The sequence below is a fragment of the Sulfurospirillum tamanense genome (assembly GCF_016937535.1).
Lineage (GTDB): Bacteria > Campylobacterota > Campylobacteria > Campylobacterales > Campylobacteraceae > Sulfurospirillum_B > Sulfurospirillum_B tamanense.
This window is the reverse complement of record NZ_JAFHKK010000027.1, coordinates 1-15,674: the sequence shown is the minus strand read 5'-3', so window position 1 is coordinate 15,674 and position 15,674 is coordinate 1. Positions and strand designations below refer to the sequence as shown.

The 15,674-nt window shown below is 46.6% G+C and carries 14 protein-coding genes; 2 read left to right on the top strand and 12 right to left on the bottom strand.

Annotated elements, in window-relative coordinates; all coding sequences use genetic code 11:
* Window positions 1-94 precede the first annotated feature (94 nt).
* Together JWV37_RS10470 and JWV37_RS10465 are read left to right on the top strand one after the other, a co-directional pair.
* Window positions 95-1,102: an amidoligase family protein gene (locus JWV37_RS10470; RefSeq protein WP_205459751.1), complete on the top strand. Its 1,008-nt coding sequence runs from the start codon at window positions 95-97 to the stop codon at window positions 1,100-1,102.
* Window positions 1,075-1,851, top strand: coding sequence for a gamma-glutamyl-gamma-aminobutyrate hydrolase family protein (locus tag JWV37_RS10465; protein ID WP_205459750.1), 777 nt, complete (start codon window positions 1,075-1,077; stop codon window positions 1,849-1,851). The genes JWV37_RS10470 and JWV37_RS10465 overlap by 28 nt, the downstream gene beginning before the upstream one ends.
* Here the strand turns inward: JWV37_RS10465 and JWV37_RS10460 are convergent.
* Genes JWV37_RS10460 through JWV37_RS10405 form a run of 12 tightly spaced genes read right to left on the bottom strand, consistent with a single transcriptional unit; the run spans window position 1,832 to window position 15,672 of the window.
* On the bottom strand, window positions 1,832-4,420 hold the full coding sequence (locus tag JWV37_RS10460) for a PAS domain-containing sensor histidine kinase (RefSeq protein WP_205459749.1): 2,589 nt from the start codon (window positions 4,418-4,420) through the stop codon (window positions 1,832-1,834). The two genes, JWV37_RS10465 and JWV37_RS10460, sit on opposite strands and share 20 nt — an antisense overlap.
* Window positions 4,421-5,209, bottom strand: a complete 789-nt coding sequence (locus JWV37_RS12945; RefSeq protein ID WP_205459748.1) for a J domain-containing protein — start codon at window positions 5,207-5,209, stop codon at window positions 4,421-4,423.
* Window positions 5,210-5,262: 53 nt separating this feature from the next.
* Entirely contained in the window at window positions 5,263-6,303 is a 1,041-nt protein-coding gene (locus JWV37_RS10450; RefSeq protein WP_240332170.1) for a protein-glutamate methylesterase/protein-glutamine glutaminase, read from the bottom strand.
* Window positions 6,303-6,761, bottom strand: a complete 459-nt coding sequence (locus JWV37_RS10445) for a chemotaxis protein CheD (RefSeq protein ID WP_205459747.1) — start codon at window positions 6,759-6,761, stop codon at window positions 6,303-6,305. The genes JWV37_RS10450 and JWV37_RS10445 overlap by 1 nt, the downstream gene beginning before the upstream one ends.
* A complete protein-coding gene (locus JWV37_RS10440; RefSeq protein ID WP_205459746.1) occupies window positions 6,761-7,651 on the bottom strand; it encodes a sensor histidine kinase in 891 nt (296 codons plus the stop codon). Before JWV37_RS10440 ends, JWV37_RS10445 begins: the two co-directional genes overlap by 1 nt.
* A complete protein-coding gene (locus JWV37_RS10435) occupies window positions 7,651-8,460 on the bottom strand; it encodes a CheR family methyltransferase (RefSeq protein ID WP_205459745.1) in 810 nt (269 codons plus the stop codon). Before JWV37_RS10435 ends, JWV37_RS10440 begins: the two co-directional genes overlap by 1 nt.
* Complete coding sequence (locus JWV37_RS10430; protein ID WP_205459744.1) at window positions 8,444-10,579, bottom strand: chemotaxis protein CheA; 2,136 nt, start codon at window positions 10,577-10,579, stop codon at window positions 8,444-8,446. The genes JWV37_RS10435 and JWV37_RS10430 overlap by 17 nt, the downstream gene beginning before the upstream one ends.
* Window positions 10,579-10,839, bottom strand: coding sequence for a hypothetical protein (locus tag JWV37_RS10425; protein ID WP_205459743.1), 261 nt, complete (start codon window positions 10,837-10,839; stop codon window positions 10,579-10,581). The genes JWV37_RS10430 and JWV37_RS10425 overlap by 1 nt, the downstream gene beginning before the upstream one ends.
* A gap of 22 nt (window positions 10,840-10,861) precedes the next feature.
* Window positions 10,862-12,817 carry a methyl-accepting chemotaxis protein gene (locus JWV37_RS10420; RefSeq protein ID WP_240332169.1) on the bottom strand — a complete coding sequence of 652 codons (1,956 nt, stop codon included), beginning with the start codon at window positions 12,815-12,817 and terminating at the stop codon, window positions 10,862-10,864.
* A gap of 33 nt (window positions 12,818-12,850) precedes the next feature.
* Window positions 12,851-14,806 carry a methyl-accepting chemotaxis protein gene (locus JWV37_RS10415; protein WP_205459742.1) on the bottom strand — a complete coding sequence of 652 codons (1,956 nt, stop codon included), beginning with the start codon at window positions 14,804-14,806 and terminating at the stop codon, window positions 12,851-12,853.
* A gap of 1 nt (window position 14,807) precedes the next feature.
* Window positions 14,808-15,302 (bottom strand): chemotaxis protein CheW, encoded by a 495-nt coding sequence (locus JWV37_RS10410; RefSeq protein WP_205459741.1) that lies wholly within the window; start codon window positions 15,300-15,302, stop codon window positions 14,808-14,810.
* A 1-nt stretch (window position 15,303) separates the two neighbouring features.
* A complete protein-coding gene (locus JWV37_RS10405) occupies window positions 15,304-15,672 on the bottom strand; it encodes a response regulator (RefSeq protein ID WP_205459740.1) in 369 nt (122 codons plus the stop codon).
* Window positions 15,673-15,674: the final 2 nt, after the last annotated feature.

The following is a 15,674-nucleotide window of genomic DNA, read 5'->3' as shown; positions in this document are numbered from 1 at the left end:
CGTGCGGTTTTATTGTCATCCTGTGTCACTTTTGACGCCCCTTTAAGCAAAGACATTCTACACTGTAGCACAGCCCATAATAACGGAGGAAACAATGGCATTTACCCCTTTGGCTTGCCCTTTGACCCACGAGGGAAAGCCTCGAAGAGCTGGATTTGAGTTAGAATTTGCGGGGCTCAATCCCGAAGATGCAGCGCATATTGTTGCTAATGTGTACGGTGGCACAGTAGAAAAACAGAGCCGATTTTCTTTTACATGTAAAGGCACAGTAGGAGTATTTGATGTGGTGTTGGACGCCCAAGTGCTAACAACTTTGAAGCACCGAAAATTATTGAAAGAGGTTGGCATTGATTTGGAAAAAATAGACCAAGAGGAGGTGGTCGAGCGTGCGATTGAAAAGGGTGCGAGCATGTTTGTTCCGTGTGAAATCACCACACCGCCTTTGGTGGAAAAAGCATTTGGTACACTGGAAGAGCTGGCTAAAGCGCTAGTAAAAAGGGGCGCTAAAGGCACCACACACACGCTACATTACGCTTTTGGTTTGCACATTAATCTTGAAGTACCTGATGTGGAGGTCAAGACGCTTTTGGCGTATTTGCGCGCCTTTTTTGTGTTGGAGCCTTATTTGCAAGAAATCTCCCACATTGACCTTGCGCGACGATTGAGTAAATTTATTGACCCTTTTCCTGAGGTGTACGTGCAAAAAGTCTTGCACCCCTCTTACGCGCCTGCTTCTGTTGGCGTGTTGATGCGCGATTATTTTGCCTACAATCCCACCCGTAATCGTAGCTTAGATATGACTCCGCTGTTTGGGACGATTGATAAAGCGCTGACACAGCACTCCCTCCAAGAGCCCGAGCTTCTTAAGCCTCGACCTGCCTTGCATTACCGCTTGCCTAATTGTTCTTTGGGGGAGCAAGGGTGGAGCATTGCTGTTGAGTGGAACCGTTTTATGCTCGTGGAGGCATTGGCGCATGATGCGGAAAGTCTTCAGGCGCTGTTAGCAAAATTTCAAGAGATTGAATCCGCGTATGTGTTTGGTAAGAAAAACAAATACAAAGAGGAGGTTAAAAAATGGGTGGCAAGCCTTGCATCGGCGTAACCGCTCCTGCTAAGGGCGGGTTTGGGTCTTGGCTTTTTACACGCCTTGTGTTGGCGATGTACGGTGCAAAAGCAGTGAAAATCACTACCAAGCAACCGGTGGATGTGCAGGCGTATCAAGGCTTTGTCATTGCAGGCGGTGCGGACATAGACCCAAGGCTTTACGGCAAAGAACTAAAAGAGGAATGGGACACTATGGCGCGTTTTTCTTTAAAAGCTTGGCTGTTGCTTCCGCTGGTACTGGTAGTGCGGGTGTTTTCTTCCGATACAAATTCCCGAAACGTGGATAAGGACAGAGATGCTCTGGAATTAGAGATTATCGCCCATGCCTTTAAGCACCGTGTTCCCCTTTTGGGTATTTGCCGCGGGATGCAGTTGATGAACATTTACCGCAAAGGAACACTCCACCAAGAGATTAAGGATTTTTACGTGGAATCACCCCATCTTACCACCTTGCTTCCGCGCAAAACCATTTACATTGATGCTAACTCAGCACTCTATGGGATTTTGGGCCACGAACGCTACCGTGTTAACTCATTGCACCACCAATCCATCGACCGTTTGGGAGAAGGACTGCGTAAGGTTGCGTGGGAAGCCAATGGGATTGTGCAGGCCATTGAAGCGCCTGAGCATCCTCTTTTTATTGGGTTGCAGTGGCATCCTGAATACTTGTTGCAGTTTGCTCCACAGCGGGCTTTTTTCTTTCGCTTGGTCGCTCTGGCTAAACACGTTACACCACGGGCAACGTGACGGTAAAACAGACTCCCTCTTTGGTGTTGGCCGCTTCTAGCTTTCCTTTCATGTTTTCTTCGATGATGGTTTTGCTCATGTATAGCCCAATACCGGTGCCTTGGGTTTCAAACTTGGTAGTAAAATAGGGCTCAAAAATCCGCTCCATAATACCCTCTTCGATGGCTTCGCCGTTGTTGCACAGGGTCACGCGTACCCCTTTGGAGAGGGCTTTACATGTAAGGGTGATGCGCGCCTCAAAAGGGCCGTTGGCGCGTTTGAGCAAAAGGGCGTCTTTGGCGTTGGTGAGGATGTTGAGCACTACTTGTTTAAACTCGTTTTCGTACCCCACAATCTCGCACGCTTCGCCCTTTACATGTAAAGCTATTTCGTAGTGTATAAATTGGTGTTTTACAATCTCCACTGCTCCCAACAGTGCCTCTTTGACGCAAAAGCGAGTTTTGTCTTTGGAGGGTTGGTAGAAGTTTCTAAAATCGTCGATGGTTTGGGACATGTACGCCACTTGCGCTTTGGCCTCATCGGCGTATTTGCGCATGGAGGCTTCATCAAGCTTGCCCGCGACAAACAAGTCGCGTACAAAATGCAAGAGCAGTGAGATGTGGTTGAGGGGTTGGCGCCACTGGTGCGCGATGGCGCCGAGCATTTCACCCATGGCGGCAAGCTTGCTTTGCTGGATGAGCAGCTTCTCTTTTTCACGGTTTTTGTGGACTTCTTCGGCGACCCTGCGGGAGAGTTCTTGTTCGCTTGCTTTGATGGCGGTGATGTCGTAAATGTAACCGTACAAGTCGGTCACTTTGCCAAAATCATCCCGCAAAAAAATGGCATGGGAAAAGACCCAGCGGGACTCGTGGGCTTTGGTAAGGATGCGGTAAGTGAGTGAAACAGAGCGCTTGCCCGTAGTGATGGCTTCATGTACACTGTGGCGCACCATCTCTTGGTCTTCGGGGTGAATGATGTCACGGTAGGTAAGCACCCCTTGGAGCAGGTCATCTTGGGTATAGCCAAAGCGTTTGAGGCTTTTGGAGGCGAAGGTGAGGCTAAAGGCCTCATCGTTGCGCCAGCGCAGCAGCACAATGTGACCGCCTTCGGTGAGTTTGTGGGTGTCTTCGATGGCTTTTTCCATGCGTTTGCGCTCCACGATGGCCATGGTCATCATGAGCAAGCGTTCGGCGCGCCCTTCTTTGTCTTTAAAGAGTTTCCCCCGTGCCAGCACCCAACGGTAACGGCCAACTTTGGTGCGCAAGCGGTATTCGCCCACGAAGTGTTCTCTTTGGCCTTCCATGTGCTCTTGCATGGCTTTTAGGACACGCTCTTTGTCTTCCGGATGGATGAGATCTTGCCATTGTGCGTAGGAGCGCACGTCTTCACGCGTGTACCCAAGCATCCGTAGCCACGTGGGAGAAAAGAAGGTTTTCCCCGTTTGAAAATTGGTGTCCCACAGCCCATCATTGGAGGCAATAATGGCAAGCTCAAAGCGTTCTTTGAGGGCTTGAAGTTGGGTATTGCGCCGCTCAAAACGGCGGTTGTAGGCCGCAAAAATATCTTTGATGAATCCACTAAACATGAGCGACGCCCCAAGCATGACTGCCGCAACAGCAACGATGAGCACCCCCCAGACGAAGCGTTCATTGTTAAACCGCTGAACAATCTCTTGGGTGTCTGGCATAAAAGGAGCAGGAGTATGTACTCCAATGGCAAGGCGGAAACGGTTGAAATCGTATAAAAACGGGTGTTGTTTTTGGGTTTGCCAATGTTTGCCTTCAAACAGTGCTTTGGCTTCGGCCAAACCTACCACACCTTTTACTTTGGCAGTTGGTACCCATGGGTGTGTGGCATCAAAAAAAAGTTCTTTTTCGTAATCATACACCCAGAACTTGTACACTCCCTGATGAGAGTGAATGGCCCGCTGTAGCGCTTCTTGCGTTAAAGAGGCTAGGCTATTGACCGAAGAAAATGCCCCTACGTGCCACGCGTTAAAAGGGATGGCTTGAAAATGGCTCAGCCAAATAGTCTGTTCGGGCTGGTTTTTCCATGTCATGGTGCTTTTCTTCCCTTGGGAAAGAATGTACTGGATGGTAAGTTGGGTGGAGCGAGGGTTGGTGAGGTTGTTAAAAATGAGCTCTTGGAGGGTGCGGATTTCTTCGAGGCCGTAGTTGGGCAGGAGGGTCTCTTGATCAAGCACGGCAAAGCGCACACCGTGTTGGGATTCAAGGCGCGTTAAAAAAGGAAGCAACTCAGTGATGCCCAGCATGGATTCGGGGCGCTTGAGTCCTTCGATGACCCCTTGTAAGGTGTCCACATGAGAGATGAGTTCTAGCTCTTTGGTGCGAAAATGTTGGGTAATCTCTTGTTGAATATGTGCGATAAAATCCTCTAGTGCTTTTTGGCGTTCAAAATCGATGCGAAGGTTTTGCCGTTGGGCGAGCAGGCCTATCTCATGCTCTTCTTGGGCAGAAAGCACGACCATGGAAAGTAAAAAAGCCAAAAGGGCAAAAAACCCAATAAATGCTAAAGGTAGGTAAGTGAGTAAGTTTTCAATGTCTCCAAGGCTGTAGCGTTTGCGCGGCATTTAGGCAGAACATCTCTTTTGGGTTTTGATGGCATGGTAGGCTTCTTGAATTTGTTGAAATTTGCGTGTGCGACTTTTGGCGTCGTGATTGTTAGCGGCCAAATCAGGATGGTGGGCTTTGGCTAACTCTAAATAGCGGTGGCGAAGCTCATCGGGTTTGGCTGTGTGGGGGAGGTTTAGAAGCTGATAGTGGGCATGAAGTTCGCTATCATGAGTATCGGTGCACCCTTCAAAAAAACGCGCAAGCGCAGGAGCGTGAACGTCAAAATCCAAGGTGTATCCAAAAAGAGAGGGATTTGCTAGAAAATTTTCTATTTCATGTTGCAATGTTTTTGAAGGAAAGGGGAGTAAAATCTGTTTCTTGAAAAAATCATGCGTTAGTTCAACGTGTTTGAGCTTGTGCGTCAAATGCCAAAACATGAAGGTTTCATCTTGGGGCAAATGAATCCATAAACCACGTGTATCAACCCGAAAAGCAACTCTGACGCGCTTGGTGGGCGAGAGGCTTTTGGTGATTTGTATTTTGATGGGTTTATGAGCAGATTCGAGCAAGCGCTTCAAGAATCGGCTATCGTGTTTTTGGGCATTTTTAGAACAGGTTCGGTAGAGTTCTAGCAGGAAAAGCCGACGCTTAGAGTCATCACCTTTAATGGGAAGGTTGATTAAGCAGTTATTGGCCCAAAAGGTTTTTTCAAAGGTGGCCCGCAGTTTTTGAGAAATTTCATGCAGCCAAACAGACCGTTCTGGAAGTTCGACAACGGTTGCATTTTTTGTTAAGCGAAGCCTCACGGGTCCTCCTTTTGGCAGTCAGCATATTGACTGTAAGCAAAAGGAGTTCCACTCTAGGTTGTCATTCTGGAAAGCTCACTTAAAATTTTTGAGGCCATTTTTTCCAAGGGCACTTGTGTGTCCACCGCTCCTAGTTCGTAGGCTACCTTGGGCATGCCGTACACCACACAACTGGCCTCGTCTTGACCTAGGGTAACGGCGCCTGTCTCGTGCATTTTTAAAAGTCCTCTGGCCCCATCGCTTCCCATTCCTGTGAGAATGACGCCGATGGCATTATCGCCTGCGACTTTGGCAACAGAGTTAAAGAGCACATCCACAGAAGGGCGGTGGCCTGAGACTTTTTGACCATCGCCCACCTCCACATAGTACCGTGCGCCCGAACGGCGCAGTACCATGTGCTTGTCTCCTGGGGCGATAAACACCTTGCCAACACCCAAGGTGTCTCCACTTTGGGCTTCTTTGACTTCCATGGCACACAGTTCGTTGAGGCGATTGGCAAATTGTCCTGTAAAAGAGGCAGGCATGTGTTGGGTAACAAGAACACCTGGGGAGTTGGCGGGCAGTTTGGTAAGGACCTCTTTAAGGGCCTCGGTGCCGCCTGTGGAAGAGCCGATGGCGATAAGTTTTTGGGTGGTGGTGAAGCTTTTATACTCAAGACGTTCGCTAGGCTTTGGCGCTGTGGTTTTGGGCCGAACCTTTGCTTTTGCGGCGGCTTTGACCTTGGTGAGAAGCTCTTCTTCGATGGCACTGCGCCCCTCGTAAAGATTAGAATGCATCTTGGGGATGAAATCCACTGCGCCCGCCTCAAGCGCGTCTAGCGTCGTACGCGCCCCTTGGGTAGTAAGAGAAGAGACCATGATGACGGGTGTGGGCATGTACTGCATAATTTTCCGCAAGAAGGTAATCCCATCCATGCGCGGCATCTCTACATCAAGGCAAATAACATCAGGGCGAAACTTAACGATTTTATCTCGCGCGACGTAAGCATCGGGCGCTGCTTCGACACTTTCAATGTCGGAGTCTTGACGTAAAATTTCGGTTAGTACCGCACGGGCTGTTGCGCTATCGTCCACCACCAATACGCGCAAGCCCATTATCGCCCTCCGGTGTATTTTAAAAGGATTTTTCCTGTGTCGCTTTGCATCATAATCCGTCTTCCTTGCGTTCCTCCAATATCTTGGGCAACAATTTTAATCTTGTGCTCATTGAGTAGCTCTTTGGCGATAAGTATATTTTTACGGCCTATCATCATGTCTTCTTTGCTGACATCAAGCACATTGGCTCCGCCAAATATCTTTGCCACAATGTTGTATTTTTGGCAGCCCACATTGACCATGCTTTCGATGAGGCGCGGGATGGAGATGTTGCCGTATTTTGGACTTTGCAAGCCGTTTTCGTTCCATAATGGCACGAGGTAATGGTTCATCCCGCTAATGCACTCCACGGGGTCATAAAGGCACACGGACACGCAAGACCCTAGCACCGTATTGATCTGGGTAGGTTTGACGCCAATGTAGATTTCGCCCACATGGATGAATTTTGTAGGAATCATTAAAACTCCATCAATCCATCGTTTTCTTCAAACATAAACTCATTGGAGCCAAAGGCTTGGCTAGTAGAGAGTTCTTGCTCATCTGGGTAGGGAATGCGGACAGTAAACACCGTTGCTTCTCCCTCGTGGTCATTGTCGATGGTGCCTTCCATTGCTTCACACATGCCTCGCGCAACGCTTAGGCCAAGCCCAAGGCCTGCCGTGGCGCGGGTATGGCCTGTTTCAAAATGGACAAAGCGGTTGTAGATTTCTTTCGTGTGGTCTTCGCTGATGCCTTCCCCAAAATTTTTGACCTTAATCACATGGCCCGAATCGTTACATGTAATCTGAATGGTAACTTCCTTTCCTTCGTAGGAAAATTCACAGGCGTTGGAAACGAGATTGATGAGGATGAGGTAAAGCTTGTAAGAGTCGCTAATGAACTCTTTATCACAATGGTTTTCAAGGATTACATGTAAAGACTTGTCTTTAATAAGCAGGGCAAAGTATTCGCGAATTTCTTCAAACAGTTCTTCTATGTTGATGCGATTGTAGTCATTAGATACATCTCCCGCTTCAATCTCCGAGGCGGCAAAGATGTTTTTGAGGCTAAAATCGATTTTCAGCAAATCCCGCTTTAGCAGTTCTCCCATGGCATGGGCTCTGCTTGGGTCCTTCACTTTTTGCAGCATGTCTGCCACGCTTAAAAGTGAGGAAACGGGGTTGTTGAATTCGTTTTTTACCAACGAGAGAAACTGGCTTTTGACCTCTTGGGCTTTTTTGCTTTTTTCATTCATCTCCAAGAGTTTTTTGGTTAAAAACTCCATCTCCTCAATGGAAGATTGTTTTTCCTTGAAGCGCCTATCAATCTCGCCAAGTAGCGCATCGTCTGTTACGGTTCCAATATCCATTAAGCACCTCGTTTTTCATAAATTGACGGAGAGACGGAGGAAATCCTCGCATCGTGCCGCGTGATTGACTCAGAATGTCCAATGAGCAAAAGCCCTTTGGGTGAGATAAGATTGACCAAATTGTCAATCACCTTTTCTTGGGTTGGTTTGTCAAAATAAATCATTACATTGCGACAAAATATACAATCAAAAGGACGTGAAAATAGTTTGTAGTTTCCCGTGACCAAGTTAAAAGAGCGAAATACAATCATCTCTTTTAACTGTTTACTGATAGCATAAAGGCCATCAGGGGTTTTGGAAAAGTACTTGTTCATCAGCTTTTTAGGCATACCTTCTAGGTCTTTTGCGCGGTAGTGGCCTTGCTGGGCTTTTTTCAAAATGTCATACGATAAGTCTGTTGCCAAGATTTTGATGTCCCACGTGTGGGCATCAGGCAAGATTTCTTGCAAAAACATGGCAATAGTGTAAGGCTCTTGACCCGAAGAGCACGCCGAAGACCAAATGCGCAACCGCTTGGTTTTGCTGTACGTTTTTGGGATGTGCTTTTCTAAAAACAACCATTGGCTCTCTTCGCGAAAAAAAGAGGTCACGTTTGTCGTAATTGCATCAGCCAAAAGCACCAGTTCGTGGGGGTTTTGCTCCACGTGTTTGTACAGGGCTTCGTAATTAGGAAGCCCAAGGCTTTGCACCCATTTGCGCAACCTTGTTTGTACCAAGGTTTTTTTGCGTTCACTTAGCGCAATGCCAAATTCTTGGTAAATCAGGTTTTTAAAAAGAGCAAACTCTTTGGGACTAAGCTCTAAGTTCACTGTTCACCTCGTGGGGCATAAACAGCTCTTCGGTATTTAAAATGAGTGCAATTTCGCCATTGCCCATGATAGCACTCCCTGAAATCTCTTTAATGGAAGAAAGGGCAGGTCCGAGCGGTTTGATAACGACTTGCTGGCGTCCAATCAAATCATCAATAAGCAAGGCGTACCGTCCTTTTTCACTTTCAATGCACACAAGGGTGGATTCCCATGCTTTGGGAGCTGTCTTGGAAGTATTAAGCACCTCGTTGAGCCTGATGATGGGAATCATCTTGCCCCGCAAGTCGATGAACTCGCCTTTATGTTTAAAGGAGTGAACATTCTCTTGTTTAGGAATAAACGATTCTAATACGCTTAAGGTTGGGATGATGTAGGTATCTTTTTCACACCGCACCAGCATTCCATCGATGATGGCTAGCGTTAGCGGGAGTAAGATGGTAAAGGTGGACCCCTTTCCTTGCTCAGATGCAATCTCTACTTTGCCGTTGAGTTTTTCAATGGAGGTGCGTACCACATCAAGCCCAACCCCGCGTCCAGAGATGTCGCTCACTTGGGCTGCAGTAGAAAAACCCGCCTGCATGATAAGTCCAAAAATCTGTGCGTCGCTAAGTTCATCGTCGGGATTAACAATGCCGCGCTCTAGGGCTTTTGCCAAGACACGTTCTTTGTTGATGCCGCGCCCATCGTCAACAATCTCAATGGCGACATTACCGCCTCGGTGATACGCCCTGAGGGTGACAACTCCTATGGGGCTTTTGCGCAACTCTTCTCTTTGACTGGGGCCATCTTCAATCCCGTGGTCAATGGCATTGCGGATGAGGTGAATGAGTGGATCGGAGAGGGCGTCAATCATGGTTTTATCAATCTCTGTGTCGCCCCCTTCAATGACTAGGGAAATCTCTTTGTTGACTTTTTTAGAGGCATCCCGCGCCACCCGCTTCATCTTTTCAAAGGTTTCTTGCACAGGCACCATGCGCAAACTCATAACACGGCTTTGGATGAGTTTGGTGATCTTAGAAAGCACGCCGATGGTCTTGGTAATGCTTTCATTTTTCATGTTCATGATAGCTTCGTTTTCTGCCAAAAAGTTTTGGGCGATGACGAGTTCCCCAATAGAATCAAAAAGCTCATCAAGCTTTCCCGTGTCAATTTTCACAAACGAAGCGGCATCAGTTTTACGGCGCACTTGTGGGGAATTTGTTTTAACCTCACTCTCAATCTCTGCCTCATCTTCTTGGCGACGACCGTATTTAATCTCTTCTTTTTGGATGGGAATAGGAGGTTTTTTTTCACTTTTGACTAAAACTTCAATGTGGTACTCGTGCTCTTCAAGGTATTCAAAGACACTCTGAATAGCTTCTTGGGTTTGTTTGGAGGCGAGATAGATTTCAATGCTCCCTACGCAAGACTTCTCGGGGTCAAAGCCTTCTAGGTTTGGAACATTGGCCATATTCCAATAAGATGTGAGTATGTGCCCTTCTTTGGACAACAAGGCTAAAAATTTGATGTGATCAAATCCGCGAAAATAGATATCATCATCGATGGTTAAAAGGATTTTATATAAAACCTCTTCTTCAAAAAGCTTGTTTTTAAGAATTTCAATATCTACAGCCAAAGGGACGAGGAGAGAACTCTGGTTTGGAGTCTTGTCAAGTTCAACTTCTTCCGTTAGATCAAATTCCGCACCCAGATCTACTTCAGAACAAAGAGGCGGGGTTGACTCTTTGGGAAGAGCTTCTTCGCTAAGGAGAGATTTAATCCTAGCAAGGCACTCATGGTACCCTTCTGGTAAGGCATCCAAGCCATCCACTTCTACAAACATGACTTCCTTGATGAGGTCTACGGCATTTAAGAAAGTATCAATGACTTGGCTGGTGACTTCCGCTTTTGAGTTTCGGTAGTAATCTAGCGCATCTTCAAAGTGGTGTACAAACTCCCCAAGGCGAGAAAATCCAAAGGAGTTTGCACTTCCTTTGAGGGTGTGAACGCCACGAAAGAGCTCATTTAGCAGCTCCTTGTCTGAAGGGTCTTCTTCGAAATTGATGATGTCTACATCCAACTTCTCAATGATTTCATTTGCCTCTTCGATAAATATATCGCGTAATTTATTGATGTCCATTAGTGTATCCAGTTCAAAGTTCCAAAGGTTCCTAGTTCAAGAGAGGGCGCATCGATGAGCGGAATCTTGATACTAGGTTTACTGCGTTTAATGGCAAAAAGCAACGAAAAAAGCGCAGAGGTGCGTACGTCCTCTTTTTCACCATTGACTGCTATCTCTTCAATGTAGTCTAGGCGCGGCTTGGCAAAATTTCTAAGCTCCATCACATCATCAAGCTCCATATCGATGTCAATTTCTAATACGTCACCATCAATCGTCATTGCCACTCCTTTACATGTAACATTAAAACTCTTTCAAATCATCCTCATCCAAAGGGAACACATCGTTATCATTACGGGCAGTGTTTCTTTGAGAAGAAGCTTTTTTATTGGGTAGCTTGGCTGAGGGCTTTGCTAGTGCCTTTTTCTGTTTTTTAGGAACATTGTTATGTATATGCTCTTGCACAAATCCCACCATCTTTGCAATCACCCCTACGGTCTCTTTCATGGAGTGTGCTTGGGCATTAAGCTCTTCACTTGCCGCCGCAGCTTCTTCACTAGTAGCCGCGTTTTGTTGGGTGATTTGGTCAATCTCTCCCATGGCTGTAGCGATTTGATTCATCCCTTCACTCTGCTCTTTTGCTGAGATAGAAACTTCACTAATAAGGTTAGAGGTCTTTTCTATCTTTTGCAAGATATCTTCAAAGGCTTCACTGGTCTCTTTAGAGATAGAAGAGCCGTTCTTAGCTTGGACAATCGCTTCTTCAATGATGGTAGCTGTTTCAGTGGCAGCATCGGCGGAGCGTTGGGCTAGGGATTTGACTTCATCGGCAACCACCGCAAAGCCTAAACCATGCTCTCCCGCACGTGCTGCTTCTACGGCTGCATTTAGCGCAAGGAGTTTGGTCTGGGAAGCAATCTCATCAATAGTCTTAATAATCTTAGAGATGCGCTCACTCGAGTGGTTAATAGACTGCATGGCTTTCATGAGTTCATCACCCTTATTGAACCCTTTTTGCGCAGCTGCTTTTGTCTCTTTGGCTAAGATATCTGCTTCTCTGGTGTTTTCAGCGTTTTGGGTGTTGATGGAAGTGGATTCTTCAATCGTTGCACTCACTTCTTCTACACTGCTTGCCTGTCTGCTTGCCCCCTCAGCCAAAGAGGTAGAGGAGTCTGCGATTTCGTTGGAAGCACTCAGGACTTGGTCGTTGGCTTCGAGGATGGAGCGTACGGCGGTAGTGATGGCTTTGATGATGCCCCGTGCAATAAAAAAAGCTATTAAAATGCTAAGCACAAGGGCAATAACGACACCCCCAATCATCACCAAAGAAGAAGTTTGCAGGGAGGCTGTTGACTCTTGGGAAAGGGTGTCCACGTTGTCAAGTCCTAAATGTAACGTTGCCTCTGCGGCTTTAATGACCTCTGCAGCCAATTGAATACGCAAAGCGTTTTCTTTGGCCGTTTCTTCCATGACTGCTAGCATTTCCCTGAGGGAGCCCTCATAGATCTTAGAGCTTGCAAGAATATTTTCAAGCAGTACTATTGTTTGGGGATTACGGGTATTGCTGATAAGATTCTGGTTTATATTGGCCGCTTTAGTAAAGTTTTCGACTGCTAGCGTAATTAGCGTGCTGTCGTTGATGGCCAAGGCCCGTTGCCCCAAAACACGTGAGTTGTTGGCTAGCATGGCCATCTCATTGGCTAAGATAATTTTATCAATCCGCTCCATAATGCGCTCAGGGTAGAGCTTTCCATTGACTTCATCAAGCTGGTTTTGGCGTACAGATTGGACATATGTTGAAATGTTTTCCATAATGATGGGTGCATTAACGACCAAGGCGCGGTCTGCTACTTTTTTGCGTTGTAAAATCCGTTCACTTCGCTCCACGGAAGCCATGTACTCGGTAGCGGAAGTGGTTGCAATCTTATGGTGTTCAAGGAGCTTGGTCAAATCGTAAGTGCGACCGAGCTCTTGCGCTTGAGCAAGATAGCTTTGAAGATTTTGGTACGCTTGCTTGGCGCTAGCTAGCGCATTTTCATCATCGCGCATCGTAAAAGCACGAATGTCATAGCGCATTTCATTGGCTGCGTCAAAAATTTGTGCGGCAATGTCTGACTCAGGTGCATAAACTTGCGATAGCCTTGTGGAAGTTGCTGCAGCATCACGCATGTTTACTACAGCAATAGCACCAAGAATTAATGTAATAAGAACCAATGTGGCAAAACCTGCGGCAATACGTTTTCCTATTGTCATATTCATATCAACCTCTCTTTGTTTTCTTTACATGTAACATTAAAACTCTTTCAAATCATCCTCATCCAAAGGGAACACATCGTTATCATTACGGGCAGTGTTTCTTTGAGAAGAAGCTTTTTTATTGGGTAGCTTGGCTGAGGGCTTTGCTAGTGCCTTTTTCTGTTTTTTAGGAACATTGTTATGTATATGCTCTTGCACAAATCCCACCATCTTTGCAATCACCCCTACGGTCTCTTTCATGGAGTGTGCTTGGGCATTAAGCTCTTCACTTGCCGCCGCAGCTTCTTCACTAGTAGCCGCGTTTTGTTGGGTGATTTGGTCAATCTCTCCCATGGCTGTAGCGATTTGATTCATCCCTTCACTCTGCTCTTTTGCTGAGATAGAAACTTCACTAATAAGGTTAGAGGTCTTTTCTATCTTTTGCAAGATATCTTCAAAGGCTTCACTGGTCTCTTTAGAGATAGAAGAGCCGTTCTTAGCTTGGACAATCGCTTCTTCAATGATGGTAGCTGTTTCAGTGGCAGCATCGGCGGAGCGTTGGGCTAGGGATTTGACTTCATCGGCAACCACCGCAAAGCCTAAACCATGCTCTCCCGCACGTGCTGCTTCTACGGCTGCATTTAGCGCAAGGAGTTTGGTCTGGGAAGCAATCTCATCAATAGTCTTAATAATCTTAGAGATGCGCTCACTCGAGTGGTTAATAGACTGCATGGCTTTCATGAGTTCATCACCCTTATTGAACCCTTTTTGCGCAGCTGCTTTTGTCTCTTTGGCTAAGATATCTGCTTCTCTGGTGTTTTCAGCGTTTTGGGTGTTGATGGAAGTGGATTCTTCAATCGTTGCACTCACTTCTTCTACACTGCTTGCCTGTCTGCTTGCCCCCTCAGCCAAAGAGGTAGAGGAGTCTGCGATTTCGTTGGAAGCACTCAGGACTTGGTCGTTGGCTTCGAGGATGGAGTGTACGGCGGTAGTGATGGCTTTGATGATGCCCCGTGCAATAAAAAAAGCAACAACGATACCAAATAAAATAGCAAGACTAAGCACGATAAGCATGAGGGTGGATGAGGTGTTGAGAGAATCTGTTGATTCATTAGATAAGCGTTCTACATTTTCAACAGCAAGAGCAAGGGTGGCTTCTGCTGCCCCAATAACCTCTGTGGCTAAGCGAATCCGCAAAGCATTTTCCACAGCAGTTTTTTCTGTGACAAGAAGCATCTCTTCAAGGGATTTTTTATAGACATCAGCGCTAGAGGCGATACTATTTAAGATTGCAATGGTTTGAGGGTTTCTTGTTTCGGCGATTAGGCTGTTGACAGTGGTGTTAACTTTTGCAAAGTTTTCAATAGCTCTAGAATAAAGGCTGATATCATTAATGGCCAAAGCACGCTGACCAAGAACGCGAGCATTGTTGACCAAAAGACTTAGTTCGTTGGCTATAAGGATTTTATCTATACGCTCTATAATGCGCTCTGGATAGAGTTTTCCATTAACTTCATCCAGTTGATTTTGACGCACGGAGTTGATGTAGCGGTTTATGTTTTCTAGAATGACAGGAGCATTTGAAACAAGTGCCGCATCGGCTATTTTTTTCTGCTTTAAGATTTCTTCACTGCGCTCCACGGAAGCCATATATTGAGCAGTGGAGTTGATGGCAATTTTGTGTTGTTCAAGGAGTTTTGAGAGATTGTATTTGCGGCCAAGCTGTTCTGCTTCAGCTAAGAGGGCTTGCAGGGTTCTGTGCTCTTTCTTTGCGTCCGCTAGGGCCGATTCGTCATCTCGCATTGTAAAGGCACGAATGGCGTAGCGTATCTTGTTGGCAGAGTTAAATATTTTGGAGCCAATGTCTGCTTCGGGGGCGTAGACAGCAGAGAGTCTGGCGGAGGTTGTCGCGGCATCACGCATATTAATTACCCCGATGGCTCCAAGAGCGAGAGTAATAAAGATAAGTAAGGTAAAACCAAGTCCAATGCGCTTTCCAATAGTCATGTTCATCTTAATTCTCCTGAGTTTTTTCAATACTGGCAATGTCAACAAGTTCATCTTGTTCGAAAATGCGTTTGAGGTTGAGGATCATAATGACATGGTCATTAATCTCCGCGACGTTTTCAATAAACGAGGTATCAACGCTTGCCCCAAAGCGGGGCGCGTCGGTCAGCTGGGTGGCATTGACGGAAAGCACATCCTCCACGCGGTCTACGATAAAGCCGATGGAGACATTATCGATGACATTGATGATGATGGCCGTGTTGACGTCGTGCGCTTTTTCTTCTAGGCCAAATTTGAGTCGCACATCAATGACGGGAATGACCGCGCCGCGCAGGTTAATGACGCCTTTGATGTAGGGTGGGGTTTTAGGGACGGTGGTGATGTTCATGGAGGCGATAATCTCTTTGACGTTGCGGATGTTGAGGCCGTACTGCTCTCCATCTACAAAGAATGTGAGGTAGCGCTGGATGCCATTAGATGCCTCTTTTTGTGGTGCATTCATGTTAGAGTCCTAATACCATAGAGACAGCTTTAACAAGCTTGTCGTTACTAAAGGGCTTTACTAGCCAGCCTGTTACTCCGATTGCCTTGCCTTTGGCTTTCATCTCGGCAGAACTTTCGGTGGTAAGAATGAGAATGGGTTTGTGTTTAAAACGGGGGTTTTGTTTGAGGGAATGGGAGAGGTCAAGGCCGTTGAGCTGGGGCATGTTGATGTCGCTGATGAGCATATCATAATCTTCCCTCCCGTTTTCTAAGGCTTCAAGTAGCTCTGCTGGGTTGAGGTAGGTTTTCATGACCACCTTGCCACTGTTTTCAAGTTCTTCCATGGCCATTTGAGCGGTGGCGAGGATTGTCTTGCTATCATCCACCAAAA

Coding starts and splice junctions, on each gene's coding strand:
- JWV37_RS10470 (WP_205459751.1), top strand. CDS start 95: ATGGCATTTACCCCTTTGGCTTGCCCTTTGACCCACGAGGGAAAGCCT.
- JWV37_RS10465 (WP_205459750.1), top strand. CDS start 1,075: ATGGGTGGCAAGCCTTGCATCGGCGTAACCGCTCCTGCTAAGGGCGGG.
- JWV37_RS10460 (WP_205459749.1), bottom strand. CDS start 4,420: ATGCCGCGCAAACGCTACAGCCTTGGAGACATTGAAAACTTACTCACT.
- JWV37_RS10450 (WP_240332170.1), bottom strand. CDS start 6,303: ATGGGCTTGCGCGTATTGGTGGTGGACGATAGCGCAACAGCCCGTGCG.
- JWV37_RS10445 (WP_205459747.1), bottom strand. CDS start 6,761: ATGATTCCTACAAAATTCATCCATGTGGGCGAAATCTACATTGGCGTC.
- JWV37_RS10440 (WP_205459746.1), bottom strand. CDS start 7,651: ATGGATATTGGAACCGTAACAGACGATGCGCTACTTGGCGAGATTGAT.
- JWV37_RS10430 (WP_205459744.1), bottom strand. CDS start 10,579: ATGGACATCAATAAATTACGCGATATATTTATCGAAGAGGCAAATGAA.
- JWV37_RS10425 (WP_205459743.1), bottom strand. CDS start 10,839: ATGACGATTGATGGTGACGTATTAGAAATTGACATCGATATGGAGCTT.
- JWV37_RS10420 (WP_240332169.1), bottom strand. CDS start 12,817: ATGAATATGACAATAGGAAAACGTATTGCCGCAGGTTTTGCCACATTG.
- JWV37_RS10415 (WP_205459742.1), bottom strand. CDS start 14,806: ATGAACATGACTATTGGAAAGCGCATTGGACTTGGTTTTACCTTACTT.
- JWV37_RS10410 (WP_205459741.1), bottom strand. CDS start 15,302: ATGAATGCACCACAAAAAGAGGCATCTAATGGCATCCAGCGCTACCTC.